Source organism: Bradyrhizobium sp. USDA 4516 (genome assembly GCF_054055915.1).
Genome location: NZ_JBSRXT010000001.1, coordinates 3848278 through 3874450, shown reverse-complemented (window position 1 = coordinate 3874450; position 26173 = coordinate 3848278). Strand labels below are relative to the sequence as shown.

The 26173-nt window shown below is 65.3% G+C and carries 25 protein-coding genes; 7 read left to right on the top strand and 18 right to left on the bottom strand.

From position 1 onward, the window contains the following. Window positions 1-197: 197 nt before the first annotated feature. The gene (locus ACVI1L_RS17905) at window positions 198-575 is read right to left on the bottom strand and encodes a CsbD family protein (protein WP_050387227.1); all 378 of its coding nucleotides are present in this window, start codon (window positions 573-575) and stop codon (window positions 198-200) included. 59 nt (window positions 576-634) lie between these two features. Further along, window positions 635-1369: an SDR family NAD(P)-dependent oxidoreductase gene (locus tag ACVI1L_RS17900; protein ID WP_456785565.1), complete on the bottom strand. Its 735-nt coding sequence runs from the start codon at window positions 1367-1369 to the stop codon at window positions 635-637. Window positions 1370-1550: 181 nt separating this feature from the next. Between ACVI1L_RS17900 and ACVI1L_RS17895 the strand changes: the two genes are divergently transcribed. The 3 genes from ACVI1L_RS17895 to ACVI1L_RS17885 all read left to right on the top strand — a co-directional run bounded on the left by ACVI1L_RS17895 (window position 1551) and on the right by ACVI1L_RS17885 (window position 4497). Continuing rightward, on the top strand, window positions 1551-2330 hold the full coding sequence (locus tag ACVI1L_RS17895; RefSeq protein ID WP_076825229.1) for an SDR family NAD(P)-dependent oxidoreductase: 780 nt from the start codon (window positions 1551-1553) through the stop codon (window positions 2328-2330). Between the two features lie 101 nt (window positions 2331-2431). Next, window positions 2432-3319, top strand: coding sequence for a TauD/TfdA dioxygenase family protein (locus ACVI1L_RS17890; RefSeq protein WP_456783389.1), 888 nt, complete (start codon window positions 2432-2434; stop codon window positions 3317-3319). A 164-nt stretch (window positions 3320-3483) separates the two neighbouring features. Continuing rightward, a complete protein-coding gene (locus ACVI1L_RS17885; protein WP_456783388.1) occupies window positions 3484-4497 on the top strand; it encodes an IS30 family transposase in 1014 nt (337 codons plus the stop codon). 36 nt (window positions 4498-4533) lie between these two features. Here the strand turns inward: ACVI1L_RS17885 and ACVI1L_RS17880 are convergent, their stop codons facing one another. Continuing rightward, window positions 4534-5193, bottom strand: coding sequence for a YqgE/AlgH family protein (locus ACVI1L_RS17880; protein ID WP_076824945.1), 660 nt, complete (start codon window positions 5191-5193; stop codon window positions 4534-4536). Between the two features lie 136 nt (window positions 5194-5329). On the opposite strand from ACVI1L_RS17880, the gene ACVI1L_RS17875 reads away from it, so the two are divergent. Then, window positions 5330-6169, top strand: coding sequence for a protein-disulfide reductase DsbD domain-containing protein (locus ACVI1L_RS17875; protein WP_076824943.1), 840 nt, complete (start codon window positions 5330-5332; stop codon window positions 6167-6169). A 189-nt stretch (window positions 6170-6358) separates the two neighbouring features. Next, window positions 6359-7741 carry an oligosaccharide flippase family protein gene (locus ACVI1L_RS17870; RefSeq protein ID WP_156436122.1) on the top strand — a complete coding sequence of 461 codons (1383 nt, stop codon included), beginning with the start codon at window positions 6359-6361 and terminating at the stop codon, window positions 7739-7741. A gap of 82 nt (window positions 7742-7823) precedes the next feature. Here the strand turns inward: ACVI1L_RS17870 and ACVI1L_RS17865 are convergent, their stop codons facing one another. The 14 genes from ACVI1L_RS17865 to cysG all read right to left on the bottom strand — a co-directional run bounded on the left by ACVI1L_RS17865 (window position 7824) and on the right by cysG (window position 22104). Next, complete coding sequence (locus tag ACVI1L_RS17865) at window positions 7824-9005, bottom strand: MFS transporter (protein ID WP_456783387.1); 1182 nt, start codon at window positions 9003-9005, stop codon at window positions 7824-7826. Between the two features lie 24 nt (window positions 9006-9029). Further along, window positions 9030-10421, bottom strand: a complete 1392-nt coding sequence (locus ACVI1L_RS17860; RefSeq protein WP_456783386.1) for an FAD-binding oxidoreductase — start codon at window positions 10419-10421, stop codon at window positions 9030-9032. A 201-nt stretch (window positions 10422-10622) separates the two neighbouring features. Beyond that, a complete protein-coding gene (locus tag ACVI1L_RS17855) occupies window positions 10623-11411 on the bottom strand; it encodes a 3-hydroxybutyrate dehydrogenase (protein WP_137476689.1) in 789 nt (262 codons plus the stop codon). 12 nt (window positions 11412-11423) lie between these two features. Next, window positions 11424-12593 carry a DUF3734 domain-containing protein gene (locus tag ACVI1L_RS17850; RefSeq protein ID WP_456783385.1) on the bottom strand — a complete coding sequence of 390 codons (1170 nt, stop codon included), beginning with the start codon at window positions 12591-12593 and terminating at the stop codon, window positions 11424-11426. Between the two features lie 106 nt (window positions 12594-12699). Further along, window positions 12700-13197: a CAP domain-containing protein gene (locus ACVI1L_RS17845; protein WP_028334729.1), complete on the bottom strand. Its 498-nt coding sequence runs from the start codon at window positions 13195-13197 to the stop codon at window positions 12700-12702. Between the two features lie 199 nt (window positions 13198-13396). Then, on the bottom strand, window positions 13397-14446 hold the full coding sequence (locus tag ACVI1L_RS17840; RefSeq protein WP_028342240.1) for a sulfate/molybdate ABC transporter ATP-binding protein: 1050 nt from the start codon (window positions 14444-14446) through the stop codon (window positions 13397-13399). Beyond that, on the bottom strand, window positions 14436-15398 hold the full coding sequence (cysW, locus tag ACVI1L_RS17835; protein WP_456783384.1) for a sulfate ABC transporter permease subunit CysW: 963 nt from the start codon (window positions 15396-15398) through the stop codon (window positions 14436-14438). The genes ACVI1L_RS17840 and cysW overlap by 11 nt, the downstream gene beginning before the upstream one ends. A 9-nt stretch (window positions 15399-15407) precedes the next feature. Then, window positions 15408-16214 carry a sulfate ABC transporter permease subunit CysT gene (gene cysT / locus ACVI1L_RS17830; protein ID WP_076824967.1) on the bottom strand — a complete coding sequence of 269 codons (807 nt, stop codon included), beginning with the start codon at window positions 16212-16214 and terminating at the stop codon, window positions 15408-15410. Window positions 16215-16264: 50 nt separating this feature from the next. Next, window positions 16265-17254 (bottom strand): sulfate ABC transporter substrate-binding protein, encoded by a 990-nt coding sequence (locus ACVI1L_RS17825; protein ID WP_456783383.1) that lies wholly within the window; start codon window positions 17252-17254, stop codon window positions 16265-16267. A gap of 204 nt (window positions 17255-17458) precedes the next feature. Beyond that, window positions 17459-18172, bottom strand: coding sequence for a phosphoadenylyl-sulfate reductase (locus tag ACVI1L_RS17820; protein ID WP_456783382.1), 714 nt, complete (start codon window positions 18170-18172; stop codon window positions 17459-17461). Continuing rightward, complete coding sequence (locus ACVI1L_RS17815) at window positions 18169-18684, bottom strand: DUF934 domain-containing protein (RefSeq protein ID WP_456783381.1); 516 nt, start codon at window positions 18682-18684, stop codon at window positions 18169-18171. Before ACVI1L_RS17815 ends, ACVI1L_RS17820 begins: the two co-directional genes overlap by 4 nt. Then, a complete protein-coding gene (locus tag ACVI1L_RS17810; RefSeq protein WP_253625043.1) occupies window positions 18671-20326 on the bottom strand; it encodes a nitrite/sulfite reductase in 1656 nt (551 codons plus the stop codon). The genes ACVI1L_RS17815 and ACVI1L_RS17810 overlap by 14 nt, the downstream gene beginning before the upstream one ends. A gap of 12 nt (window positions 20327-20338) precedes the next feature. Continuing rightward, window positions 20339-20656 carry a DUF2849 domain-containing protein gene (locus tag ACVI1L_RS17805; RefSeq protein ID WP_028334721.1) on the bottom strand — a complete coding sequence of 106 codons (318 nt, stop codon included), beginning with the start codon at window positions 20654-20656 and terminating at the stop codon, window positions 20339-20341. Then, entirely contained in the window at window positions 20653-22104 is a 1452-nt protein-coding gene (gene cysG / locus ACVI1L_RS17800) for a siroheme synthase CysG (protein WP_456783380.1), read from the bottom strand. Before cysG ends, ACVI1L_RS17805 begins: the two co-directional genes overlap by 4 nt. 247 nt (window positions 22105-22351) lie before the next feature. On the opposite strand from cysG, the gene cysD reads away from it, so the two are divergent. Continuing rightward, a complete protein-coding gene (gene cysD, locus ACVI1L_RS17795; RefSeq protein ID WP_168858368.1) occupies window positions 22352-23146 on the top strand; it encodes a sulfate adenylyltransferase subunit CysD in 795 nt (264 codons plus the stop codon). Between the two features lie 41 nt (window positions 23147-23187). Next, window positions 23188-25107 (top strand): adenylyl-sulfate kinase, encoded by a 1920-nt coding sequence (cysC, locus tag ACVI1L_RS17790; protein WP_168858367.1) that lies wholly within the window; start codon window positions 23188-23190, stop codon window positions 25105-25107. A gap of 130 nt (window positions 25108-25237) precedes the next feature. Here cysC and ACVI1L_RS17785 read toward each other — a convergent pair whose 3' ends face one another. Beyond that, complete coding sequence (locus ACVI1L_RS17785; protein WP_456785564.1) at window positions 25238-26155, bottom strand: AraC family transcriptional regulator; 918 nt, start codon at window positions 26153-26155, stop codon at window positions 25238-25240. Window positions 26156-26173: the final 18 nt, after the last annotated feature.

The window sequence follows — 26173 nt, the reverse complement described above, 5'->3', positions numbered from 1 at the left end:
TCGCGCGAACGCGCGCCCGATGACAAGCTCCGCGAAGCAATCCGTCGATCCACACGCGCGGACGGGTGGATTGCTTCGTCGCTTCGCTCCTCGCAATGACGACGGGTGGATTTGCGAGGGCGGGTAACCCGCCGATGTCTTGCGCAGCGAGAGGGGGGTTACGCCATCGCTAACCCGCCCTGCGCACCTCTCGAGATTCAGCCGTAATAGCGCCAGCGCGACGGCGGCGGGCGGCGCGGCTGGCGCGTCATCAGGAGCGCGAGTGCAAAGCCGATGCCGCCGGCGATCAGCAGCGATCCCAGCGGGTTCTCCTGCACCGCATGCGCCATCGCCTTCTGTCCGCTGCGAACGGTCTCGCCGCGATGCTCATAGGCATCCTTGGCGTAGTTGACCGCGGTGTCGGCGGCGTCGCGCGCGGCGTCCTTGGCCTGGCCGTAAAGATCCTGCACCGAGCCCGCGGCTTCGCGCGCGCGGCCCGAGGCCTGGGTCTGCGCATCGCCGGTCGCGTCGCCGACAGCACCTTCGGCCTTGCCCGCGAACTCCTTCGCCGTTCCGAAAATCCGATCCTTGTCCATCGTCACGCTCCCTGATCTGTCCGGGAGCTAACCGGGAAACGGCGCGCAGGTTCCTGCGGTTACAGGATCAGCCCACCGTCGACGACGATGGTCTGGCCGACGATGTAGGAGGCGAGCGGAGAGGCCAGGAACAGCGCGGCGCCGGCCATGTCGGCGGGCGTGCCGAGACGCTTCAGCGGAATGCGCTCGAGCGCGCCTTCGAGACGCTTCGGATTTGCCGTCGTCGCCTTGGTCATCTTGGTGTCGACGAGGCCGGGCGCAATGCCGTTGACCCGGATGCCGTTCTCCGCCCAGGCCTCGCCGAGCGTGCGCGTCAGCCCGACGGCGCCGGTCTTCGAGGCGTTGTAGGCCGGATTCCCCATGGTGGAATGATAGGCCGCGGTCGAGCTCACGATGATCAGCGAGCCCTTGGCTGCGCTCAGCATCGGCTGGAATTTGGTCGCGCAGGCCATCAGGCTCATCAGGTTGACCTCGAGCACCTTGCGAAAGCCCTCCATCTCGAATTCCCCACGGCGGTAAATCACCGCGCCCTGCGCCAGCACCAGCACGTCGAGCTGGTCGAACGACGGCTTGAAGGCCTCGATCGCCTGCGGGTTGCTGACATCGAGCTGCGCGTAGGCGAGGCCCTCGAGATGCGAACCTTCCTCGGCGGAATAGTCGCTCGCCTGCGCGCGGGTGCCGCAGATCGCGACGCGCGCGCCCTTGGCGCGGAACGCCTGCGCGATGCCGTTGCCGATGCCGCTGGAGCCGCCGACCACCAATACTTGCTTGCCGCCGAAATCGAGCTCGTTCATCGCGCGTTCCTCTCTCGTGCTGTTGTCTTGATTGCGCATGATCCTTCTCGGAAAGCCAACCGGGAAACTTGCGTTAACGCGCTGCGCGCATGCCGATATGGGATCAGTGGTTTGACGTATCTTGCGATCGGTGCCAGCGTTGCCGTCTCTCACAACGCAGAAAATCAACGGGGGGTCCGTCATGTCCGAATACAAGCAGCTCAGCCGTTCGGTGAAGGGCCTCACCGTTCTCGTCACCGGCGCCGCCAGCGGCATGGGCCGCGCCACCGCGCGGGTGTTTGCCGATGAAGGCGCCAATGTCGCGGTCACCGACCTGACCGAAGAAGGCACGCAGGCGGTGACGAAGGAGATTTCGGCAAGCGGCGGCTCGGCGAAGGCCTGGACGCTCGACGTCGGCGATCGCGACGCCATCACCAAAGTCGTCAACGACGTCGCCGCGCATTTCGGCGGGCTCGACATCATCGTCAACAATGCCGGCATCTCGGTGCGGGTGCCGATCGACGATCCCGCGTACGAGGACGCTTGGGCCAAGGGCATCGCGGTGATGCTGACGGCGCATCCGCGCATCATCCGCGCGGCACTGCCATACCTGCGCAAGTCGCGCTCGCCGCGCATCGTCAACATCGCCTCGACCGAGGCGCTCGGCGCGACCGCGCTGCACAGCCCCTACTCCGCGGCCAAGGGCGGCGTCACCAGCCTGACCCGCTCGCTCGCGGTGGAACTGGGACGCGAGGGCATCACCGTGAACTGCATCTGCCCGGGCCCGATCCGCACCGCCATCACCGACCGCATCTCCGAGGAGCACAAGACGCTCTACGCCAAGCGCCGCACCGCGCTCGCCCGTTACGGCGATCCGGAAGAGGTCGCGCACATGACGCTGAGCCTGTGCCTGCCCGCCGCATCGTTCCTGACCGGCGCCGTGATTCCGGTCGACGGCGGGTTGATGGCGCGGAATGCCTGACCCGCGCACGGCCCGCGAGCGTTGACAGCGCGCGCGCGTCGAGTAGCCTTCCCGTCAAATGAAGCGGGAAAACCGCCCGCGATAGACGGGGAGATACGCCAATGACGGTCCTGATCCGGCAGCTTCACAAGCATTTCGTCGGCGAGGTTTCCGGCGTCGATCTGCGCAAGCCGCTGACGAAGCAGGAAGCGATCGACATCGAGGCCGGCATGGACAAATACGCCGTGCTTGTGTTCCACGGCCAGGACATCTCCGACGAGCAGCAGATGGCATTCGCGCTGAATTTCGGCGAGCGCGAAGATGCGCGCGGCGGCACGGTGACGAAGAAGCAGGACTACCGCCTCGCCTCCGGGCTGAACGACGTCAGCAATCTCGGCAAGGACGGCAAGCCGCTGCCGAAGGACCACCGCACCCATCTGTTCAACCTCGGCAACTGCCTGTGGCATTCCGACAGCTCGTTCCGGCCGATCCCGGCGAAATTCTCGCTGCTGTCGGCGCGCGTGGTGAACCCGAAGGGCGGCAACACCGAATTCGCCGACATGCGCGCCGCCTATGACGCGCTCGACGACGAGACCAAGGCCGAGATCGAGGACATGATCTGCGAGCACTCGCTGATGTATTCGCGCGGCTCGCTCGGCTTCCTCGACTACACCGACGAGGAGAAGCAGATGTTCAAGCCGGTGCTGCAGCGCCTGGTGCGGACGCATCCGGTGCACGGCCGCAAGTCGCTGTATCTGTCCTCTCACGCCGGCGCCATCAGGGGCATGAGCACGCCGGAGGCGCGGCTGCTGCTGCGCGATCTGACCGAGCACGCGACGCAGCCCGAATTCGTCTATGTGCACAAATGGACGGTGCATGACCTCGTGATGTGGGACAACCGCCAGACCGTGCACCGCGTCCGCCGCTACGACCAGTCACAGCCCCGCGACATGCGCCGCGCCACGGTCGCGGGCACCCAGCCGACGGTCGCGCAGGAAGCGGCGGAGTAGGCGGAACTACTGGTGTCGTCCCGGCGAAAGCCGGGACCCATAACCACAGAGCGCTGTTATTGCACGACGCTGTGGCCCCAGCGCGGCATCACAACTGCATGCGGTGGTTATGGGTCCCCTGAGTTCACAAACGAAGTGCAACACTTCCTTGAGGAGGTGTTGCCATGGGGCGGACTTACAAGCAGCTCTCTCTGGACGACCGATGCGAGATTGCCTGCCTATCGGCCAATGGCAGCTCGGTCCGGCAAATCGCGGCAGCTCTGGATCGCTCGCCATCAACGATCTCTCGGGAACTGAGGCGCAATCGGGGGAGCCAGGTCGGCTACAAGCCGAGCTATGCCCAGCACCAGATGCGAGCGCGGCGCTGGACGGGCGGACGCCTCGAACGGGAGCCCGGCCTGCGCCGCGCGGTGTTGCAACGCCTTCGCCGCGGCTGGTCGCCCGAGCAGGTCGCTGGCCGGCTGGCCCGCGAGTACGGGCGCAAGGTGATCTCCCACGAGACCATCTACCGCTTCATCTATCGCCAACTCAGGCGCACCACGGACTTCAACTGGCGGCGCTATCTGCCGCGCGCCAAGAGCAAGCGCGGCTGCCGCGGCAAGCGGGGCGGCAGCCCCGCAAGCTTCATCGAAGGCCGTGTTTCCCTGGCAAATCGGCCGCTCGAAGCGGCCGACCGCAGCGTGCCCGGGCACTGGGAGGCCGACCTGATGATGTTCTCGAAATACGGTCAGGCCGTGCTGACCGTGCACGAGCGCACCTCGCGGCTGCTGCTCGGCATCCGCCTTGCCAGCAAGGTCGCGCGCGGTGTCGCCCGCCATCTCGTGGGCTTCTTCGCGCCCCTTCCACAAGAGCTGCGCCAGAGCGTTACCTTCGACAACGGCACCGAGTTCGCCGGTCACCTGGCGCTGCACCGCCTCTCGATCGCGACCTTCTTCTGCGATCCCCATGCCCCCTGGCAGAAGGGTGGCATCGAGAACGCCATCGGCAGGATGCGCCGCTTTATTCCCCGCAAGACGGATCTCGTAACCCTCTCGACCGCCAGATTCCGCCAGTTCATCGCCGCCTACAACAACACCCCGCGCAAATGCCTTGACTACCGCACGCCTGCCGAGTCCTTTGCTCAAGTGTTGCACTTCGAATGTGAATCCACCTCCCGGCTTTCGCCGGGACGACACTGAGAATGCGTTGGGATCGTCGACGACCTCAGCGACAGCCTACGCGTGGCCGGCGTCGTTCGACAGCATGCCGGCCTCGATGCCGATCTTGCGCAAGGCGCGCGCGTATTTCTCGTCGACGTCGGTACCGAAGATCAGCTCCGGATCGGCGTCGCAATGCAGCCAGCCATTGTGCTGGATCTCGTTCTCGAGCTGGCCCGGCGCCCAGCCGGCATAGCCGAGCGCGAGGATCGCGTGCTTCGGCCCGGCGCCCTTGGCGATCGCCTTCAGGATATCGACGGTCGCGGTGAGCGAGATGCCGTCGTCGATGTTCAGCGTCGCATCCTGAATGTAGAAGTCGCTGGAATGCAGCACGAAGCCGCGGCCGGTATCGACCGGGCCGCCCTTCATCACCTTCATCATCTCGGCATTCTCGGGCAGCTGGATCTGGTCCGACTTCTCGATGATGTCGAGCTGCACCAGTAGCCCGGGGAAATCGATGCTGCCGGCGGGACGGTTGACGATGATGCCCATCGCGCCCTCGGAGGAATGCGCGCACATGTAGATCACGGAGCGTTCGAAGCGGGGGTCGTTCATGACAGGCATCGCGATCAGCATCTGGCCGTCGAGATAGCCACCTTCGGCGGCATGGGCACCGACGGCCGGGCTTCTGCCGGCGGCGGTTTTGCGAGTCTTGCCTGTTTTGCCTTCAGGGCGCATCCGCAAAGGCCTTTCCTGCTGATTTGGCATCCTGATATCGGGTGGCGGTTCTGTCAATCAACCATCGACCGCCGTGCGGCGATGCATCACAAGCAATTCAATGGTTTGCACCGAAAGTTGCGGGTAAAGACGTCTCATGATCGTCATAGTTCCCTTGCGTGCCGCATTTGGCGTTGCCGCCCTGTTTTCCGTCGCATGTACGGCAACGGAGGTCCGCGCCGACGACGCCTCGCCGTGGCAACAGGACACGCATTCGGCGGTGCGGCTGCTCGCCGGATCGCGCAGCGGCGCGGTGCTGCTTGGCGGCATTGCGTTCCAATTGCAGGACGGCTGGAAGACCTATTGGCGGACGCCCGGCGATTCCGGCGTGCCGCCGCGGTTCGATTTCTCCAGGTCGGATAACGTCGAGGCGGTCACCGTGATGTGGCCGGCGCCGCGGCAATTCGACGACGGCGCCGGCGGCACCTCGCTCGGCTACAAGCACCAGGTGGTGCTGCCGCTGCGCATCGTGGCGAAGAATCCCGACAAGCCGCTGGTGCTGCGCGCCGACATCAACTACGCGGTGTGCGAGAAGCTGTGCGTACCGGTGGAGGCGAAGGCCGAGCTGGCGTTCGCGAGCGTCGCCTCGACCGAGGACGCCGCGCTTTCGGAAGCGCTCAACGCGGTGCCGAAGCCCGCCAATATCGGCGACCCCATCCCGTTCTCGATCCGCGACGTCAAGCGCGACGGCAAGAACAACGTGCTGGTCGATGTCACCGCGCCCGAGAGCCGCGACCTCAGCCTGTTCGTCGAGGGGCCGACGCCCGACTGGGCGCTGCCGGTGCCCAAGCTCGTTGCGCAGGCGCCGCCGGGCGTGAAGCGTTTCTCTTTCGAGCTCGACGGCCTGCCGCCCGGCGCCAAGGCCGACGGCGCCGCGCTGAAGCTGACGCTGGTCGGCGGCGACAAAAGCTACGAATTCAATATCAATTTGAATTGAGCCGTAGGGTCATTCCGGGGTGAAGCAGCGCATCGAACCCGGAATCTCGAGCTCCCGGTTTCAGTGCTTCGCACTGCCCCGGGACGCCCCCGAAGAGGTGCGTCACCGAACCCAATCTTAACGTTTCGTTGATAGATCGGAGGCCATTGCCGCCACGCGGCGCTTTAGGAATTTTCCGCCTTGGCTGTGATGGAGACACAATCGGCAACCTCCGCGCCATTGGGCCGGGCCGCACGCCTGCGCGGCCTCGCAGCGCGCGCGCTCGGCGGCACCAACGAGGCGTCGGTCACCAAGCGCCTCGCCGGCATGATCTTCGCCATCCGCGTCATCAGCGCCGGCATCGCCTATCTCGCGCAGATCCTGCTGGCGCGCTGGATGAGCGGCTCGGATTACGGCATCTACGTCTATGTCTGGACCTGGGTGCTGCTGCTCGGCAGCACCATGGATTTCGGCATCGCGCCCTCCGCGCAGAAGATCATTCCGGAATACCGCGCGCGCGGCGACCTTGCGGCGCTGCGCGGCTTCCTCTCCGGCGGCCGCTGGGTGGTGCTGGCGACGTCCAGCACGGTCGCGCTGCTGCTCGCCGGCGTGATCCACCTCGCCTCGCCCTGGATCGATCCCAACGCCGTGGTGCCGCTCTATATCGGCTGCCTGACGTTGCCGCCCTTCGTCGTCGCCAACACCCAGGACGGCATCTCCCGCGCGCATGACTGGATGCAGCTCGGCCTGATGCCGCAGTTCATCGTTCGGCAGGGGCTGATCATCGCGCTGACCGCCGGCGCGCTGGCGCTCGGCCTCAATCTCGGCGCCACCGCGGCGATGATCGCGAGCGCCGCCGCGGTATACATCGCGGCGATCGGCCAGATGGTCGTGCTCAACCGCCGCCTCACCGCCCATCTCGGGGTGGGCGAGAAGAGCTACGACGTCAAGGGCTGGTTCGCGATCTCGCTGCCGATCATGCTGGTCGAGAGCTTCTATCTGCTGCTCGGCTACACCGACGTGCTGATGCTGCAGCAGTTCCGCTCGTCCGAGGAGGTCGGCATCTATTTCGCCGTGGTGAAGACGCTGGCGCTGGTGTCGTTCGTGCACTACGCGATGGCGGCGACCACGGCGCACCGCTTCGCCGAATACAACGCGCTCGGCGACAAGGAGCGGCTGTCGGCCTATGTCGCGCACGCCATCAGCTGGACGTTCTGGCCCTCGCTGCTCGCGACCGTCGCCCTGCTGGTGTTCGGCAAGCCGCTGCTGTGGCTGTTCGGCCCGAAATTCGTCGACGGCTACAGCATCATGTTCGTCGCCGCGATCGGCCTCGTGGTCCGCTCGGCGATCGGGCCGGTGGAGCGGCTGTTGAACATGCTCGGCCACCAGAGCATCTGCGCGACGGCCTATGCGGTGTCGTTCCTGATGAATGTCGGGCTCTGCATCGCCCTCGTCCCCCGCTACGGCGGGATGGGCGCCGCCGCCTCGACCTCGCTGTCGCTGACCTTCGAGACGATCCTCTTGTTCTATGTCGTGCGCTCGCGCCTCGGGCTGCACGTGCTGGCGTTCGGCAAGCGGCGGACGGCGCCGTAGCATTCGGCCGGCGCGGCATCATGCGATGCATGAGCGCCGCCGGACTGGAAAACCCGCCTAACGGCGTTCAGCCTTGCGCCGGTCAGGCGCGCCTGATGTCCGCCTGCTTCCAAGAGTGGCCGGCAACCATGCGTCGGAAGAACCACAGAACGGCCGGGCAAGCCAGCAGCACGGCGGCGCCGAAGTCGAGCGCCGCGCTCGCGGAGCCGACCGCGGTGGAGAGCTTTCCTCCGATCGCAGGTCCAGCCAGCATGCCGGCGTAAAAGACGGTGTAGAATATTCCCATTCCGATCGGCCGCGTCCTCTGCTCGAGCACGCGCGCAGGCAGGCTCATGATCGGACCGGCAGGCAGGCCGCAGAGGATTCCAAGAGCAATGACGACGGGAAGCACCGTGCCGCTGCGCGACAAGAGCAGTGTCAGAAGCGCGAAGGCGATGCAGCCCGTGATCAGGATGACCTCGCCGCGCCTGGTCCGATCGGCGAGGAAGCCGCCCAACGGCACCGAAAGGGCGGCGAGCCAGAGCACGATACTGATGGTTGATCCGGCTGCGGCGCCGGACCAGCCTTGCTCGACCAGCATCGATGGACCGAAACTGAAGATCATCGCAAAACCGATGTTGTAGAGACACCAGATCAGCCCAGCGGCAATCACGGCGCAGATCGTGTCGGCGGTCAGGCTGCTAGGCTCGCCTTCAACCGCGACGGCCGCATCCGGCGCGCGATAAACCAGAGCTATGAGGCCGAGACCGATCAGGATCACCCCGGCGACGGCAAGATTGACGGCATGGAGTCCGAGCGTGGCTCCGATTGCCGGCAACAGCATGAGAGCGACTGCGATGCCGGCCGGCCATGAGTTGATGAAAATGGCCATCGCGGTGGCGATTTCCCGGCCGGCAAACCAGTCCGCGATCATCTTGGTCATCAGGACGTTCAGGAGGACGCCGCCGATGCCGGCAGTCAGCCGGCCTGCGATCTGCACGCTCCACGACGTCGACGTGGTCATCAGCAGTTCGCCTGCCAGCATCATCAGGAGACCGGCAAGGACCACCACCTTGTCGCCATAGCGGCGGCCGATCGCGCCGCCAGGCAAGGCAAGCAAGGCGCCCGGCGCAAAGTAGAGCCCGATCAGAACGCCGATATCGGCCAGGCTCGCGCCCAGACCCTGGCTGAGCTGTGGCGCGATGGCCGCGACGCTCTGAAACTGAAAGGCGATGGCGGCACGAGCGACGAACAGAGCAGCAAGAATGGTCCAGCGGCTTCGCATTTGGATTTTCTCCGATGCCCAGAACTATGTCGTCGGCTTGATGTTCTGGTTCAGGCGGAAGAAATTCGTCGGATCGTATTTGTTCTTGAGCGCGACAAGACGTGCGTAATTTTCGCCGTAGGCATCGCGCACGCGGTCTTCGCCCTCATCCCCCAGGTTGTTGGCATAGACGCCGCCGGTCGAATAGGGCCTGACGGCACTCCACAGCTCGCGCGCCCAACGCATGTTCGCTTCGTCACCGGCCGGATCGTCCCAGATCGCGACCGGAAAGCAGTCGAACGCCGCATCGCGGTTTGCGTAAGGCGAGCTCGATAGCGGAACCCGTGCAATTGCGCCGCCGACATGCTGGAGAACCAGCAAGGACGAGGTGTTGGGGGCTCTCGCATAGGCGTCGAGCAGCGCGTCGATCGCGCCGGCACCGATCTCGCGCAGGAATTGCGCCTTCCAGTAATAGCGACGTCCCCGCGGAAACAGGGCATCGCCGCCTGACTGAATCTCGAGATAGGGAACGGTTGCGAGGCGCGTCTCGACGGGCGAGCCGAACTTGACGATCGGCGAAAGGGCGCGCTCACCGTCATGATGCGAGCCGACATAACAACCGGAGATGTTGAAGAACCGGTCGCCCGACGGCAGCGTCACAAGGGCCGCATCGACGTTGACCTCATCGGCAGCGTTGCGGGCGAATTCATCGTAGAACTGCATGGCCTCGCGCGCCTGATCGTAAGGATAGAGCGTTGACGCGACGGGCAACGACGTGCCGATCGCGTGCAACTGGTATTCGAACGCAGTCACGATGCCGAAATTGCCGCCGCCGCCTCTCAAGCCCCAGAGCAGGTCGGGGTGTTCGGTCGCGCTGGCCCTTAAAACTTGTCCCTCGGCTGTCACCACTTCGGCGGCAATCAGGTTGTCGCAGGTCAACCCGTATTTTCGCCCGAGCTTGCCGAAGCCGCCGCCAAGCGTGAGCCCGGCGATGCCGGTGTCGCTGTTGACCCCCATGGTGGTCGCCAGGCCGTGCGCCTGCGTGGCACGATCGAATTCGCCGAGATCGAGGCCGGCCTCCGCGCGCGCGGTGCGCCTGACCGGATCGACATCGATGCGTTTCATCCGCGACAGGTCGATGACCATGCCGCCGTCACAGACCGAGAGGCCAGCGACATTGTGGCCTCCGCTGCGAACGGCCACCGGGAACGTGCGGGACCTCGCGAATGTCACAGCCTCGACCACATCCCGGGTATCCGCGCAGTAGGCGATCATGGCCGGCCGCCTGTCGACGGCGCCGTTCCAGACCTTGCGCGCCTCGTCGTAACCGGCGCTCCCGTCGAGGACCACTTGGCCCTTGAGCCGTAGCTGGGAGCTGGGCCGAAGCTCGGAATGCGGCTCGCCCATCACCTCGTTATTTGCCTGCCGCTGCTCCATCCGATTTGCTCCTCGTCAGGAATGCCCATGCCATCATCCCACGGCGTGCCAAATCGTCCTGAATCCGATCGGAAAAAGTTGCAAAATTTCGCCAAAAGCGATGGCTCCAGGCGATGGCGACGCTTGCAGCCCCAAAACAAAAGCCGGCCCTGATCCAATCAGAGCCGGCTTGTTCTGAGGCCGCCAAATCCCGCCGGAAAATTACTCCGCGGTCCAGCCGCCGTCGATCGAGTAGTTGGAGCCGGTGATCTGCGCGGCATCGTCGCTGCACAGGAACAGCGCAAGCGCCGCAACCTGATCGGATGTCACGAACTCCTTGGTCGGCTGCGCGGCGAGCAGCACGTCCTTGATGACCTGCTCCTTGGTCATGTTGCGCGCCTTCATGGTCTCCGGGATCTGGTGCTCGACCAGCGGGGTCCAGACATAGCCCGGGCTGATGCAGTTGCAGGTGATCTTGTGCTGCGCGAGCTCCAGCGCCACCGTCTTGGTGAGGCCGGCGATGCCGTGCTTGGCCGAGACATAGGCCGACTTGAACGGCGAAGCGACCAGCGAGTGCGCCGAGGCGGTGTTGATGATGCGGCCCCAGCCGCGCTTCTTCATGCCGGGCACCGCGGCGCGGATGCCGTAGAACGCGGACGACAGATTGATCGCGATGATCGCTTCCCACTTCTCCGGCGGGAATTCCTCGATCGGCGCAACGAACTGGATGCCGGCATTGTTGACGAGGATATCGACCGAACCGAAGGTCTTCTCGCCGAGCGCAATCATGTCGGCGATCTCGGCCGGCTTGGTCATGTCGGCCGGCGAATGCACGGCCTTGACCTTGAAGTCGGTCTCGATGCCGGAACGCTCCTTCTCGATATCGGCCGGAACGCCCATGCCGTTGAGAACGATATTGGCGCCGGCACCGGCGAAGGCGCGCGCGATCGCCAATCCGATGCCGCTGGTCGAGCCGGTCACAACGGCGGTCTTGCCTGTCAACGTACCCATTGTCGGTCGCTCCTATTTGCTTGCGGGGGGTGTGGGTTCATCCCCCGTGAGGTCGTAAGTCACCATGGTCTCCCCGGACTGCGGCCGTTCTAGCCATTCTTTGTGACGCATCGACAAATGCACGTCGCGGACGCCCGCGCCCCAGTGCTCGACCATCGCAACATGGGAGAAGTCGTAGTCCTTCGAGGAGCTCTCGTAGTTCTTGCTCTTGTAGATCAGGTGAACCACCGTGACGGTGTTCTCCTTGGACGCCTTGCGCAGCAGCTCGACCGACGGATCGTTCTTCAGGTAATCGGGCAGCTTGCCGATCAGGTCGCGTACCGCCATGCGGGCGTTGTGGATCTGCCGGTTCTTGTCGGTGTTCATCCGCGTCCGGCTGGAATAGCGGATGTCCTTCTCGCGCTCGGCGGCCTCCAGCAGCGTCTCCGGCAACGGCCCGCGCGCGCTGAACAGATCGACCTGGAAGATCAGGAGATCGCGGCTGGTCTCCTCGTCGAGCACGAAGTCGAGCGGGGTGTTGGAAGCGATGCCGCCGTCCCAATAATGCTCGCCCTCGATGACGACGGACGGAAAGCCCGGCGGCAGCGCGCCCGAGGCCATGATGTGCTCGGGGCCTATCTTCTTGCCGAGCTTCCTGAACTCGTAATTGTCGAAATAGCGGAAATTGCCCGAGGTGACGCTCACCGCGCCAACCGACAGGCGCGTCTTCAGATCGTTGATGCGGTCGAAATCAACGAGGCGCTCCAACGTCTTCTTCAAGGGCCCGGTGTCGTAATAGCTCAGCGATTGCGAGCTGCCAGGCGGCCACAGCGGCGCCGGCGGAATCCGCGGCGTGAAGAAGCCGGGCACGCCGAAGGTCGCGATGATGGCGGCACTGGTCTCGTTGAACAGCGAGCGGGCGCGCTCATGGTTGGAGACCGGATTCCACGGCACCGGCGCCGACACCATCTCCCAGAATTCCTTCAGCCGCGGCACACGCTCGGCCGGCTCGTTGCCGGCGATGATCGCGGCGTTGATGGCGCCGATCGAGATGCCGGCGATCCATTCCGGCTCGAAGCCTGCGTGGCAGAGCGCCTGAAAGGCGCCGGCCTGATAGGAGCCGAGCGCGCCGCCGCCCTGAAGAACCAGCACGCGCTGCGCTTGCGCCGGCGTCGAGGCAGGCGCGGTGTCGGAAGTATCCATTCGTAACCGTTCGCTCAAAAACGACTTGGGCCGCAACCGTGGCGACAGTTCGCCGCGGCGTCAATCAGCGAGATTATGGGGTTAGATCACGCGGAATTTATCGAGATCAGGTTGCCGCCAAAATGAGCGTCCAGAACACCTTGTACTTGGTGTTGGGAGCATAGACCGCCGCGATGCCCATTTTTGTGACACCGCTCTTCAGCATATTGGCCTTGTGCGGCGGTGAATCACGCCAGCCCGAAAAGGCTTCTGCCAGCGTGTGATAGCCGGCCGAGATGTTCTCGACCGCGACGGTGGCGGGATAGCCTCCGGCCTGCAGCCGCTTGCCGAGCGGGGCCTTTACGTCATGGTCCATCTTGTTGCGGGCGGCCATCGCCTGCGACTGCTGCTCAGCGAGCTTGGTCAGGTCCGGATCGACCACCACGGTGCCAAGACCATTGTTCTGGCGATACTGCGAAAACATGATCGCGGCCGCCTGGCTATCCAGGACAGCGCCGGGTTGGGCCATGTTGAGATACATGGTCGGTTCTTCCGGGATTTTGGTGTCCGTGCCGCAGCCGGCAAGCAGCAGAAGCCCGAACAGGGCGACCGTCGTCCGTTTCACTGTAAGAAAACCCCCAAAGATTGGCCCGCCGTTGTTGCATACCAACCGTGGCTGAATGGTGAACAGGGGCTAACTTTTGGCTGCGAAATGCCGTCATTCCGGGGCGCGAAGCGAGCCCGGAATCTCGAGATTCCGGGCTCGGTCCTACGGACCGCCCCGGAATGACGGTGAATGTGGTCAGGAACCGTCGCCCGGATGCCTACTCCTGGGCGGCAAAGATCCGGTAGCGGCGGGGCTGCAGCGAGACGATTTCGCCGGCCTGGAGCTCGCGGTCGCGGGGGGCGTCGATCTCGATCACGGTCTTGCCCTCGCTCCCCGACAGGGCCACCTCGGCGCGCTGGATCGGACCGAACGAGCGGACGTGCCGGATGGCGCCTTCCAGGGCGCCGGTTCCGGCCGGGCCGACCGCCATGTCGTGGCGGCGGACGAACAGTTTTGCCGCGCCCGACGCCGCGCCCAAAGCCGGAATGTTCAGGGGACGGCCGTCCAGCCGCACCGCATCGCCGGCGACGTCGACCGGCAGCACGATGGATTCGCCGATGAAGCCATGCACGAAGGCGGTCGCCGGATTGTCATAGACCTCGCCGGGCGAGCCGATCTGCTCGATCTTGCCCTTGTCCATCACCACGACGCGGTTGGCGACTTCGAGCGCTTCTTCCTGGTCATGGGTGACGAAGATCGAGGTGACGTGGATCTCGTTGTGCAGCGAGCGCAGCCATTGCCTGAGCTCCTTGCGCACCTTGGCATCGAGCGCGCCGAACGGCTCGTCGAGCAACAGGATCCGCGGCTCGATCGCGAGCGCGCGCGCCAGCGCGATGCGCTGGCGCTGGCCGCCGGACAATTGGCTGGGATAGCGATTGGCCAGCCAATCGAGCTGCACCAGGTCGAGCAACTCCTTGACGCGGGCACGGATCGTCGCCTCGTCCTTGCGGATCGCGCGCGGCTGCACGCGCAGGCCGAAGGCGACGTTCTCGAACACCGTCATGTGGCGGAACAGCGCGTAGTGCTGGAACACGAAGCCGACCTGGCGCTCGCTGGCGCCGCGCGAGAGCGCATTCTCGCCGTCGATCGCGACCTCGCCCGAGTCGGGCCAGTCCAGGCCCGCGATGATGCGCAGCAGCGTCGTCTTGCCGGAACCGGACGGACCGAGCAGCGCCAGCAACTCGCCGTCGGCGACCTTGAGGTCGACATTATCGAGCGCGGCAAAGCTGCCGAACGTCTTTACGATATTCTTGACTTCAATCGCCATCGGGCACCTCTGCCTCGTCGAGCCGCCGTTCGAGAACGGTTTTCGCCACCAGGGTGATCAGCGCCAGCATCGCGAGCAGCGATGCGATCGCGAACGAGGCGACGAACTGGTACTCGTTGTAAAGAATTTCGACCAGCAGCGGCATCGTGTTGGTCTCGCCGCGGATGTGGCCGGAGACGACCGACACCGCGCCGAACTCGCCCATCGCGCGCGCGTTGCAGAGCAGTACGCCGTACAGCAGGCCCCATTTGATGTTGGGCAGCGTGACGCGGAAGAAGGTCTGCAGGCCGGAGGCGCCGAGCGAGATCGCCGCCTCCTCTTCCTGGGTGCCCTGCTCCTGCATCAGCGGGATCAGCGCGCGCGCCACGAAGGGGAAAGTGACGAAGATCGTCGCCAGCGCGATGCCCGGCACCGCGAACAGGATGTGGACGTTATGCGCCTGCAGCCACGGCCCGAAATAGCCCTGCGCGCCGAACAACAGCACGTAGACCAGGCCCGAAATCACTGGCGAGACCGAGAACGGCAGGTCGATCAGCGTGATAAGGAAGGTCTTGCCGGTGAACTCGAACTTCGAGATCGCCCAGGCCGCGATCACCCCGAACACGAGGTTGAGCGTGACCGAGATCGCGGCGATCAAGAGCGTCAGCTTGATGGCGGCGAGTGCCTCGGGTTCCGCCAGCGCCGCGAGATACGCGCCGATCCCCTTCGAGAACGCCGACGCGAACACCACGACCAGCGGCAGCACGACGAAGATGCTGAGGAAGGCGATCGCGAGCGCGATGATGATGAAGCGGATCGGGCCGGGCTCGGTGCGCAGATTGCGCTGCGCCGTCCCCGGCTCCGCGCGCGCGATCTCGAGCCGCGGCGCCGGCGCCGCGACGCTGACATCGGTCGCGGGTGCGTAGGTCCGCAGTTGCGTGGTCGAGGTCACCAATCCCGTCTGCATCGACATCGCAAGACCTCAATGCACGGGGATGCGGGCTTGCGCCCAGCGCTGCAGCCGGTTGATCAGGAAGATGATCAGGAACGAGGCCACCAGCATCACGACCGCGATCGCGGTGGCATCGGCGTAGCGGAATTCGGACAGCCGGATCACGATCAACAGCGGCGCGATCTCGGAGACATTGGGCAGATTGCCGGCGATGAAGATCACCGAGCCGTATTCACCGATGGCGCGGGCGAAGGCGAGCGCGAAGCCGGTGAGCAGCGCCGGAATCAAGCTCGGCAGGATGACGCGAAACACCGTGTGCCAGCGATTGGCGCCCAGGCTCGCCGCCGCCTCCTCGATCTCGGGATCGAGATCGATCAGCACCGGCTGCACCGTGCGCACCACGAACGGAATGCCGATGAAGATCATCGCGATGAAGATGCCGATCGGCGTGAACGCGACCTTGATGCCGAGCTCGGCGAGCGGCGCGCCGAGCCAGCCCTTCTGGGCGAACAGCTGCGTCAGCGCGACGCCGGCGACCGCCGTCGGCAAGGCAAACGGAACATCGACGATGGCGTCGAACAGCCGCCGGCCCGGAAAGCGATAACGCACCAGCGCCCAGACGATGACGGTGCCCATCACCAGGTTGACGCATGCGGCCGCAAACGAAAGCCCAAACGAAATCTTCAGGGCGTTCAGGGTGCGGCGGCTGGTCAGGATGCCCCAGAACTGGTCGAGGCTCAGCTCGAACGTCTTGAGGAACAGCGCGGCCAGCGGAATCAGGATGATAACGGACAGCCATGTCAGGGTCAGTCCCATGGTGAGACCGAACCCCGGCAGGGTACTGCGCCGTGCAACCGCTGTGCTCACATATCCCCCTGATAATCCGATCAGTTCTTGTAGATCTGATCGAAGATGCCGCCCTCGGCGAAGTGCTCCTTCTGGGCCTTGGTCCAACCACCAAAAACGTCGTCGATGGTGAAAAGTTCAACCTTGGCGAAGGATTTTTCGTACTCCTTGGCGATCTCGGGATCGCGCGGTCGGTACGAGTTGCGCGCGGCGATCTCCTGGCCTTCCTTGGTGTACCAGTACTTCAGATAGGCCTCGGCGACGGCGCGGGTGCCCTTCTTGTCGGCGACCTTGTCGACCACGGCGACCGGCGGCTCGGCCAGGATCGACTGCGCCGGGGCCACGATCTCGAACTTGTCCGCGCCGAATTCGCGAAGCGCCAGAAAGGCTTCGTTCTCCCACGCCAGCAGCACGTCGCCGACGCCGCGCTCGACGAAAGTCACGGTCGAGCCGCGCGCGCCGGTGTCGAGCACCGGCACGTTCTGATAGAGATCGGCGACGAACTTCTTCGCCTTGTCCGCGGAGCCGAACTTCTTCTGCGCATAGCCCCAGGCGGCGAGATAGTTCCAGCGCGCGCCGCCCGAGGTCTTCGGGTTCGGCGTGATGACGCTGACGCCGGGTTTAATCAAATCGTTCCAATCCTTGATGCCTTTGGGATTGCCCTTGCGCACCAGGAACACGATGGTCGAGGTGTAGGGCGAGGCGTTGAGCGGCAGCCGCTTCTGCCAGTCGGCCGCGATCAGGCCCTTGCCCGCGATCGCATCGATGTCATAGGCGAGCGCCAGCGTGACGACATCGGCCTGCAATCCGTCGATCACCGAGCGCGCCTGCGAGCCGGAGCCGCCATGCGACTGCTTGATCTCGACGCTCTTGCCGGTTTCCTTCTGATAGGCCGCGGCGAACGCCTTGTTGAAATCGACATAGAGCTCGCGGGTCGGATCATACGACACGTTCAGCAGCGAATAGTCGGCCGCGAAGGCTGAGCTCGCCCACAACAGTCCCGCGACCAGCGGCAGGATACGACGGATCATTTCTGTCTCCATTCAACCTGAGAAATGTCAGGGAACACGCAAGACATAACTCACGGTGAAGTGGTCTTGAGTCAACGAAACCGGTTTTCTTTGTTTTCGGCGGCGCAGCGCGCTTGTGCTACGAAGTCTCGGCACTGCGAAGGCTTTGTCGCGTCGCCAAATCGCGATGAAGGCTCATCGCGATCGAGCGCCCTGCTCCATACCCTATGGCATCTTCATCGTATGGATGCCGCATTCCGTCTTGGCCCGGCCGCGCCAGCGGCCGTCGCGCGCATCCTCGCCGGCAGCGGACCGGCTGCTGCAAGGCATACACCCGACCGACTGATATCCCGATGCGACAAGTGGATGCGGCGGCAGCTTGCCGAGCGTGTAGATCGCCTCGATCTCCTCGCGCGAGACGTTGGCGAACGGATTGAATTTCAGCCTGACGCCGTCATCCTCGACAACCGGGATGTCGGCGCGGGCACCGCCCTGGAAACGCTTGCGGCCGTTGATCCAGCCGGCGAACGGCTTCAGCGCACGCGCCAGCGGCTCGACCTTGCGGATGCGGCAGCATGCGTCGGGATCGGTGAACCACAATTCGCGGTCCGGATCCTGGCGCGACAGCGCCTCCTCATCGGGCTTGATCGAACGCACGTCGGTGAGGCCGAGCGTTTCGACCAGCGTGTCACGATAAGCCAGCGTCTCCTCGAACAGCCTGCCGGTATCGAGAAACACCACCGGGATCGCCGGATCGACATCCGCCATCACCTTGAGCAGCGCGGCGGACTCGGTGCCGAACGACGACACCAGCGCCACTTTCTCGCGGCCGAGCGTCTTGACCGCGGCCGCGATCACCTCGGCGGGCGAGGCCGTGCGCAGCGCGCGATCGAGCGCATCGGCCGGCGCCACCACGAGCCCTGGTGCAAGCGTGCTCACTGGCCGGCGCTCTCCGAGTGACGCAGCTGCATGCGGCGGTTGAGTGCGGTGACGCGGCCGTCGCCGGTCGGCTGGTAGAACACCGAATAGCGCTTCATGGTCGCGGCAAACGCGTCGGCGTCGGCATCCTTCTTCACCTCGAAGGCGTCGAAGCCGGCGCGCGTCATGAACACGAACTGGTCGCGCAGGATCTGCCCGGTGGCGCGCAGTTCGCCGTCATAGCCGTAACGCTCGCGCAGCAGGCGCGCCTGGCTGTAGGCGCGGCCGTCGCGGAAGGTCGGAAACACCAGCGCGACCGAGGCCAGCCGATCGAGATGCGGCACGAGATCGTCGAGGTTGCGGTTGTTCGGCCAGATCACCCCTAGCTTGCCGGGACGGCGCAGCAGCGCCTCCGGATCGGCGAGAAAGCGCGCGGCGCTCACCAGCACCGCGCCGTCGCCCGGCAGCTCGGCGCCGTCGGCGACATGCACGAACAGATCGGTGGTGATTCTTCCCTGCTTAACGAGTGGCATAGACCCGCTCCCTGATAGGCTCGACGCCCAGACGCTTCACCGTATCGACGAACAATTCCTCGGGACGGTCGCGCAGCGCGAGATAGGCTTCGACAATGTCTTCGATCACGTCGGCGACTTCCGCATAGGGAACGGCCGGGCCGATCAGCGTGCCCAACTGCGCGTTCTCGTCGGCGCGGCCGCCGATCGTGATCTGGTAGAATTCCTCGCCGTTCTTCTCGACGCCGAGAATGCCGATGTGGCCGACATGGTGATGGCCGCAGGCATTGATGCAGCCGGAGATGTTGATGTGCAGCCGGCCGATCAGGTCGGCGGTGTCGTGGTTGGCGAAACGGCGCGTCAGCTCCTGCGCGATCGGGATCGAGCGCGCATTGGCCAGCGAGCAGTAGTCCAGCCCCGGGCACGCGATGATATCGGTGACGAGGTTGACGTTCGGCGTCGCGAGGCCGAGGCGGTCGAGCGCCTTGAACAGCTGCGGCAGGTCGCGCTTGGCGACGTGCGGCAGCGCCAGGTTCTGCTCGTGGCCGACGCGGATCTCGCCGAACGAATATTTGTCCGCGAGGTCGGCGACCGCGTCCATCTGCTCCGCGGTGGCGTCGCCCGGAGGGCCACCGACCGGCTTCAGCGACAGCGTCACGATCGAATAGCCCTGCACCTTGTGCGGCGCCACCGAGTTCTTGCGCCAGCGCTCGAACAGCGGATCATGCGCGGCCTGCTTCAGCTCGTCCGGCATGTGCGGCAGCTTCTCGTAAGGCGGATAGGAGAAGCGCGAGCGGACCTCCTCGATTGCGGCGTGATCGAGCGTCAGCCCGACATCGCCCATCGCCTTCCACTCCTCCTCGACTTCCTTGGCGAACTTCTCGATGCCGAGCTCGTGCACCAGGATCTTGATGCGCGCCTTGTAGATGTTGTCGCGGCGGCCGTACTGGTTGTAGACGCGCAGGATCGCCTCGACATAGCTCAGGATGTCGCGGCCGTGGACGAACGGCTTGATGGTCTTGGCGATGAACGGCGTGCGGCCGAGGCCGCCGCCGACCAGCACCTCGAAACCGGTCTCGCCGTCGGCGTTCTTGTGCAGCCGCAGCCCGATGTCGTGGATCTTGATCGCGGCACGGTCGTTCTCGGAGGCGGTGATCGCGATCTTGAACTTGCGCGGCAGGAACGAGAATTCCGGATGCAGCGTGGTGTGCTGGCGCAGGATCTCCGACCAGATCCGCGGATCCTCGATCTCGCCGGGCGCCACCCCTGCCCACTGGTCCGAGGTGACGTTGCGCATGTTGTTGCCGGAGGTCTGCATCGCGTGGATGCCGACTTCGGCGAGATCGGCGAGCGCATCGGGCAGCTCGGCGAGCTTGATCCAGTTGAACTGGATGTTCTGCCGCGTGGTGAAGTGGCCGTAGCCGCGATCGTAGCGGCGCGCGACATGGGCGAGCCGGCGCAACTGCTTCGACGACAGCGTGCCGTAGGGGATCGCGACGCGGAACATGTAGGCGTGCAGCTGCAGGTACACGCCGTTCTGCAAGCGCAGGATCTTGAATTCGTCCTCGGTGAGTTCGCCGGAAAGGCGGCGCTTCACCTGGTCGCGGAATTCCGAAACACGCTCGTTGATCAGCGTGCGGTCGAGTTCGTCATATGCATACATGATGGATGAGCCTTACGCCGGCACCTGAAGATCGATCGTGACGCCCTTGGCGCGGATGTGTTCGCGAAGATTGCCCGGCTTGAGCTTGCCGCCGTCCTTGAGCTCGACCGGCGCGATGTAGGGGCCGACCGCGCCGACATCGTCAGCGGTGGCTTCGGCCAAGAGAGCGCGCGCGTCGTCGGAGGTGCTGACGACGGCGGAATCGGACAGTTCGGTGGACCAGCCTTGCTTGGCGGTCCGGTACACCACGGCACCATCCCAGGTGCGGTTGGCGGTCACCACCGACGGGCCCGTGATCCTGATTTTCTTCTGTTCAAGCGGAGAGGTCATTCGGCAGCTTTCAGCAGTTCGGAGAACATCTGGTTGGAGAAGAGTTGGGTGACGTTGGACCGGCTCCACGGCGCGGAATGCGCGACCACGTCGCCGATGATGAGAATGGCCGGACCGCCGTCGACCTGTTTGACCAGTTCGGGCAGCCGCGCCAGCGTGCCGACCGCGGCCTTGGCATCCGGCCGCGTCACGCGCGCGAACACGCCGACCGGCGTCTCCGGCGAGCGGCCCGCGGCAAGCATGCCTTCGCGGATCGAAGGCGCCGCGGTCATGCCCATATAGACGACGACGGTCATCTTCTTGTCTGTCAGCACCGACCAGTCGACAACCTCGGCATCGCGCGCCTTGTGCGCAGTGAGGAAAGTGATGCGCAGCGCCTCGTGCCTGAAGGTCAGCGGCACTTCGAATTGCGCGGCCGCGCCCAGACCGGCGGAGACGCCCGGAATGATGGAGTAAGCGACGCCGGCGTCGCGCAGCGCCTCGATTTCCTCGCCGCCGCGGCCAAAGATAAAGGGATCGCCGCCCTTCAGCCGCACCGCGCGCTGGCCCGACTGCGCGGCCTCGATCATCAGCGCATTGATGGCGTCCTGGCCGATGCCGGGCTTGCCGACACGGCGGCCGACCGGGATCCGCGTGGCATCGCGCCGGATGCGGTCGAGAACTTCGGATGACACCAATTCGTCATAGAACACGACGTCGGCATCCTGCAGCGCGCGCAACGCCTTCACCGTGAGCAGATCCGGATCGCCGGGACCGGCGCCGACCAGCGTCACGTGACCGATGGCCTTGCCTTCCGCGCTCGCGCCGGCGAATGCGGCGGGATCGGCGATCGCGTTCAGCGCCTGCTCGGCCTCGTCCTTGCGGCCGGCCAGCACCAGCGCGCCAATCGGGCCGTCGACAATGCGCTCCCAGAAGCGGCGACGCAGCGGAAACTCCTCGATGCGGGCGTGGATCGATTTGCGGACGCCGCCGATGAAGCCGGCGAGATCGCCGATCCGCGCCGGCAGCACCGCCTCGATCTTCTCGCGGATGCGGCGCGCGACCACCGGCGACGTGCCGCCGGTGCCGACCGCGACCACGACATCGCCGCGATCGACGATCGCCGGCATGATGAAGGTGGAATGCACGAGGTCGTCCATCACGTTGACCGGCAGGCCGATCGCCTTGGCGCGCACCGACATCGCAACACCGATCTCGCCTGCGCCGGCACAGAGGACGGCGATGACATCGGAGAGGTCGGCGGTGAGCGGATCGCCTTCGGCGCGCTCGATCCGCGCGGCGTCCTCCGCCGCGAGACCGGCAATGTCATGATCGCTGTCGGTCGCGTACCAGCGCACCGCGGCGCCGGCGGCTGCGAGCAGCCGCAACTTGGCGCGCGCGAGGTCGCCCGCTCCAACGAGCAGCACCTTGCCGCTTTGCAGATCCAGAAACACCGGCAGATATCGCATCAGACACTCGCTTCCCCAACTTGGGGGTTGACTGAAATTATTTTCTATTTATCTCTCGATCAAGGCCAGCAAAGAGAAAATTATTTCTTCTCTATTGCAGCGCAACTTTAGAATTTTCAACTCCACAGGCCAAGGCCAAGAGATGCATCTTCTCGACAACGAATCCGTCGCCGCCAGGACGCGGTCCGCAGCGCTTAGCAATGCATCTTCCGTGCCGGGGATTCCCGCCAATCAGGCGCCTCCGTCGATGGATCATCTCGACGAGCTGGAGGCGCAGAGCATCTACATTCTGCGCGAAGCGTTCGCCCGGCTGAAGAAGCTCGCGTTGCTGTGGTCGCTCGGCAAGGATTCCAACGTGATGATCTGGCTGGCGCGCAAGGCGTTCTTCGGCCGCGTCCCGTTCCCGGCATTGCACGTCGACACCGGCAAGAAATTTCCGGAGATGTACGCGTTCCGCGACCGCTTCGGAAAGGAATGGGATCTCGACCTGCGCGTCGAGCCCTGCCCGCCGATCGACAGCGTCGACCCGACCCTGCCGCCGGCCGCGCGTTCTGCCGCGCGCAAGACCGAGGGGTTGAAGCTCGCGCTCAACAAGTTCGGCTTTGACGGATTGATCGCCGGCATCCGCCGCGACGAGGAGGCCACCCGCGCCAAGGAGCGCGTGTTCTCGCCGCGCGGCCTCGAGGGCGAATGGGATGTCCGCGACCAGCCGCCGGAGTTCTGGGACCAGTTCAACGCCTCGCCGCCGCAGGGCGCGCATTTGCGCATCCATCCGATCCTGCATTGGACCGAGGCCGACATCTGGGCCTACACCAAGCGCGAGAATATTCCGATCATCCCGCTCTATCTCGCCAAGGACGGCAAGCGCTACCGCTCGCTGGGTGATGCCGACATCACCTTCCCGGTCGCATCCACCGCCTCCAACATCGACGAGATCCTCACCGAGCTCGACGGCACCAAGATCCCGGAGCGCGCCGGCCGTGCGCTCGACCACGAGACCGAGGATGCGTTCGAGCGGCTGCGCGTCGCCGGCTATCTCTGACCAACACTTCAAGCAACACCAAGCTTCGTGCGAGCGTTCCGATGAACATGATCCTTCCCACTGCCTCGATCTCGGCAACGCCCAACGGCACGACGCGGCCGCAGGTGCGCATCGTCATCGTCGGCCATGTCGATCACGGCAAGTCGACGCTGGTCGGGCGCCTGCTGCACGAGACCGGTAGCCTGCCCGACGGCAAGCTGGAAATGCTGAAGGCGGTGAGCGCGCGGCGCGGCATGCCGTTCGAGTGGTCGTTCCTGCTCGATGCGCTGCAGACCGAGCGCGACCAGGGCATCACCATCGACACCACCCAGATCCGCTTCCGCACCCGCTCGCGCGACGTCGTGCTGATCGACGCGCCCGGCCACGCAGAGTTCTTGCGCAACATGATCACCGGCGCCTCGCAGGCCGACGGCGCGGTGCTGATCATCGATGCGCTGGAAGGCGTGCGCGACCAGACCAGGCGGCACGGCTATCTCCTGCATCTGCTCGGCGTGAAGCAGGTCGCGGTCGTGGTCAACAAGATGGACCGCGTCGAGTTCAGCGCCGACCGCTTCAAGGAGATCAGCGACGAGATTTCCGCGCATCTGATCGGCCTCGGCGTGACCCCCACAGCCGTGATCCCGATCTCGGCGCGCGACGGCGACGGCGTTGCCGAACGCACGCCGCGGATCGACTGGTACAAGGGCGCGACCGTGGTCGAGGCGCTCGATGCGCTCGAGCCGGCACGCCCGCTGGCCGAGCTGCCGCTGCGGCTGCCGGTGCAGGCGATCTACAAGTTCGACGACCGCCGCATCGTGGCGGGCCGCATCGAGTCCGGCAGCCTGAAGGCCGGCGACGAGATCGTGATCATGCCGACCGGCAAGATCGCGCGGATCAAGACCGTCGAGAGCTGGCCGGTGACGCCGGTGAACGCCCCACAGGGCGCCGGACGCTCGGTCGGCATCACGCTCGACCGCGAGCTGTTCCTCGAGCGCGGCGACATCATCGGACATTCCGGGCAGAGCCCGCGCGACACCCGCCGCATCCGCGCCCGGATCTTCTGGCTGCATGACAAGCCGCTGACCAAGGGCGAGCAGATCCTGATCCGGCTCGGCACCAAGGAAAGCCGCGCCACCGTGGTCGCGATCGAGAAGGCGGTCGATCCCGGCGCGCTGTCCAACGAAGAGAACACCGCGATCGCGCGCAACCATGTCGGCGAGATCGACATCTCGCTGGCGCAGCCGGTTGCAACCGATCCCTACACCGACAATCCGCGCACCGGCCGCCTCGTGATCGAGGTCAACGGCCGTATCGCCGGCGGCGGTCTCGTGCTGTCGGTCGACGCCGGCCGGCCGGCGGTGCCGGTCGATATCGTGCCGGTGGAGTCCGCGCTGCGGCCGGACGAGCGCTCGGCGCGCTACCACCACAACGGCGCAGTGGTCTGGTTGACCGGCCTGCCCGGCTCGGGCAAGTCGACCCTGGCGCGGGCGCTGGAACGGCGCCTGTTCGGCAATGGCGGCTCGCCGATCCTGCTCGATGGCGACACGCTGCGTGCCGGGCTGAACGGCGATCTCGGCTTCTCGCCGCAGGACCGCGCCGAAAACATCCGCCGCCTCGCCGAAGTCGCGACCCATCTGGCGCGCAACGGCCATATCGCCATCGTCGCCGCGGTGTCGCCATCGACCGCCGACCGTGCGGCAGCTCGCCGCATCGCCGACAGCGCATTCCGCGAGATCTATGTCGCAACGCCTGCCGAGGTCTGCGAGACCCGCGATCCGAAGGGCCATTACGCCAAGGCGCGCTCCGGCGGATTGCCGTCTTTCACCGGCATCACCAATGACTACCAGCCGCCGACCGGCAACGAACTGACCATCGACACCTCGAACCGCTCGGTCAGCGATGCCACCGACGAGATCGAGCGGATGCTGGCCACGACTGGCATCCTGTTCGACGAACTGACCGACCTCGCGGCGAATATTTAGCTTCTCTTGCTGTCATCGCGCGGCTTGTTGTCCAGGCGATCCAGTATTCCAGAGACAGCAATTATTGAGCCGATAGGCCGCGGCGTACCGGATGCCCCGCTTGCAGCGGGGCAGACGGCGGTGTTGAGGCCTATTCGGCCGCGCGGCTTGCGGCCCCGTGCCGTACCATCCCAGGCGATTGCCCGGTAACACGCTTGAACGCGCGGCTGAACGCCGCCTGTGACGCATAGCCAAGCCGCTGCGCGATCACATCGATCGGCTGGCGTTCATGCTTGATCCACTGTGTCGCGAGACGCATGCGCAGCTCGGCAAGATAGCGCAGCGGCGATTGCCCGGTCATGGCCTGGAAGCGCTCGGCGAACAGCGAACGCGAGCAACCCGCCTCCGCCGCCAATTCAGCAACAGTCCAGTTGCGGCCGGGCGCGCGATGCAGCGCGCCGATCGCGCGGCCGAGACGTGGATCACGCAAGGCCTCGAACCAGCCCATGGCGTTGTCGCCGCCGCATTCGACCCAGCCACGCACGATCGACGCGGCGAGCACATCGGCGAGCCGCGCCATCACGCCGACGGAGCCGGCCCGCGGCGTGCAGGTCTCCCGCTCCATGGCCTTCAGCATCGGTTCGATTTCCGGCTGGCGCGCAAGCAACGTGTCGGCCCGCATCACCTCCGGCATCAGCGCGATCAGCGGGCGCATGCCGCCAAGATCGAAATTCATGCAGGCGCTGAAGACCAGGACCGACTCGTCCTGCGGGCATCCTTCAGGGCAGGCCGATGTCACATCGACATTGCCGCACAGCGTCTCGGTCTCGAAACGCTCGACGTCGCAACTCGGCTCATCCGAGGCCGAGACAAGATCATGCGCGCCGCCGCGCGGCAGGAAAATCGCGTCACCGCATCCAAGGGGAAGCAGCGTCGCATCAGCGTAGCGCAGAAGTGCCGTGCCATGTGCAACGAAGTGGAATTGCGCGCGTCCGTACGGCGTTTCGAACCGAAACCCGAAGGGCGCCCGCGTCTCGATCCGACGGTAGTGAACGCCCTCAAGCCGCATGCCGAGCAGCAACTCGCT

Coding starts and splice junctions, on each gene's coding strand:
- ACVI1L_RS17905 (WP_050387227.1), bottom strand. CDS start 575: ATGGACAAGGATCGGATTTTCGGAACGGCGAAGGAGTTCGCGGGCAAG.
- ACVI1L_RS17900 (WP_456785565.1), bottom strand. CDS start 1,369: ATGAACGAGCTCGATTTCGGCGGCAAGCAAGTATTGGTGGTCGGCGGC.
- ACVI1L_RS17895 (WP_076825229.1), top strand. CDS start 1,551: ATGTCCGAATACAAGCAGCTCAGCCGTTCGGTGAAGGGCCTCACCGTT.
- ACVI1L_RS17890 (WP_456783389.1), top strand. CDS start 2,432: ATGACGGTCCTGATCCGGCAGCTTCACAAGCATTTCGTCGGCGAGGTT.
- ACVI1L_RS17885 (WP_456783388.1), top strand. CDS start 3,484: ATGGGGCGGACTTACAAGCAGCTCTCTCTGGACGACCGATGCGAGATT.
- ACVI1L_RS17880 (WP_076824945.1), bottom strand. CDS start 5,193: ATGCGCCCTGAAGGCAAAACAGGCAAGACTCGCAAAACCGCCGCCGGC.
- ACVI1L_RS17875 (WP_076824943.1), top strand. CDS start 5,330: ATGATCGTCATAGTTCCCTTGCGTGCCGCATTTGGCGTTGCCGCCCTG.
- ACVI1L_RS17870 (WP_156436122.1), top strand. CDS start 6,359: ATGGAGACACAATCGGCAACCTCCGCGCCATTGGGCCGGGCCGCACGC.
- ACVI1L_RS17865 (WP_456783387.1), bottom strand. CDS start 9,005: ATGCGAAGCCGCTGGACCATTCTTGCTGCTCTGTTCGTCGCTCGTGCC.
- ACVI1L_RS17860 (WP_456783386.1), bottom strand. CDS start 10,421: ATGGAGCAGCGGCAGGCAAATAACGAGGTGATGGGCGAGCCGCATTCC.
- ACVI1L_RS17855 (WP_137476689.1), bottom strand. CDS start 11,411: ATGGGTACGTTGACAGGCAAGACCGCCGTTGTGACCGGCTCGACCAGC.
- ACVI1L_RS17850 (WP_456783385.1), bottom strand. CDS start 12,593: ATGGATACTTCCGACACCGCGCCTGCCTCGACGCCGGCGCAAGCGCAG.
- ACVI1L_RS17840 (WP_028342240.1), bottom strand. CDS start 14,446: ATGGCGATTGAAGTCAAGAATATCGTAAAGACGTTCGGCAGCTTTGCC.
- cysW (WP_456783384.1), bottom strand. CDS start 15,398: ATGTCGATGCAGACGGGATTGGTGACCTCGACCACGCAACTGCGGACC.
- ACVI1L_RS17825 (WP_456783383.1), bottom strand. CDS start 17,254: ATGATCCGTCGTATCCTGCCGCTGGTCGCGGGACTGTTGTGGGCGAGC.
- ACVI1L_RS17815 (WP_456783381.1), bottom strand. CDS start 18,684: ATGCCACTCGTTAAGCAGGGAAGAATCACCACCGATCTGTTCGTGCAT.
- ACVI1L_RS17810 (WP_253625043.1), bottom strand. CDS start 20,326: ATGTATGCATATGACGAACTCGACCGCACGCTGATCAACGAGCGTGTT.
- ACVI1L_RS17805 (WP_028334721.1), bottom strand. CDS start 20,656: ATGACCTCTCCGCTTGAACAGAAGAAAATCAGGATCACGGGCCCGTCG.
- cysG (WP_456783380.1), bottom strand. CDS start 22,104: ATGCGATATCTGCCGGTGTTTCTGGATCTGCAAAGCGGCAAGGTGCTG.
- cysD (WP_168858368.1), top strand. CDS start 22,352: ATGGATCATCTCGACGAGCTGGAGGCGCAGAGCATCTACATTCTGCGC.
- cysC (WP_168858367.1), top strand. CDS start 23,188: ATGAACATGATCCTTCCCACTGCCTCGATCTCGGCAACGCCCAACGGC.
- ACVI1L_RS17785 (WP_456785564.1), bottom strand. CDS start 26,155: ATGCGGCTTGAGGGCGTTCACTACCGTCGGATCGAGACGCGGGCGCCC.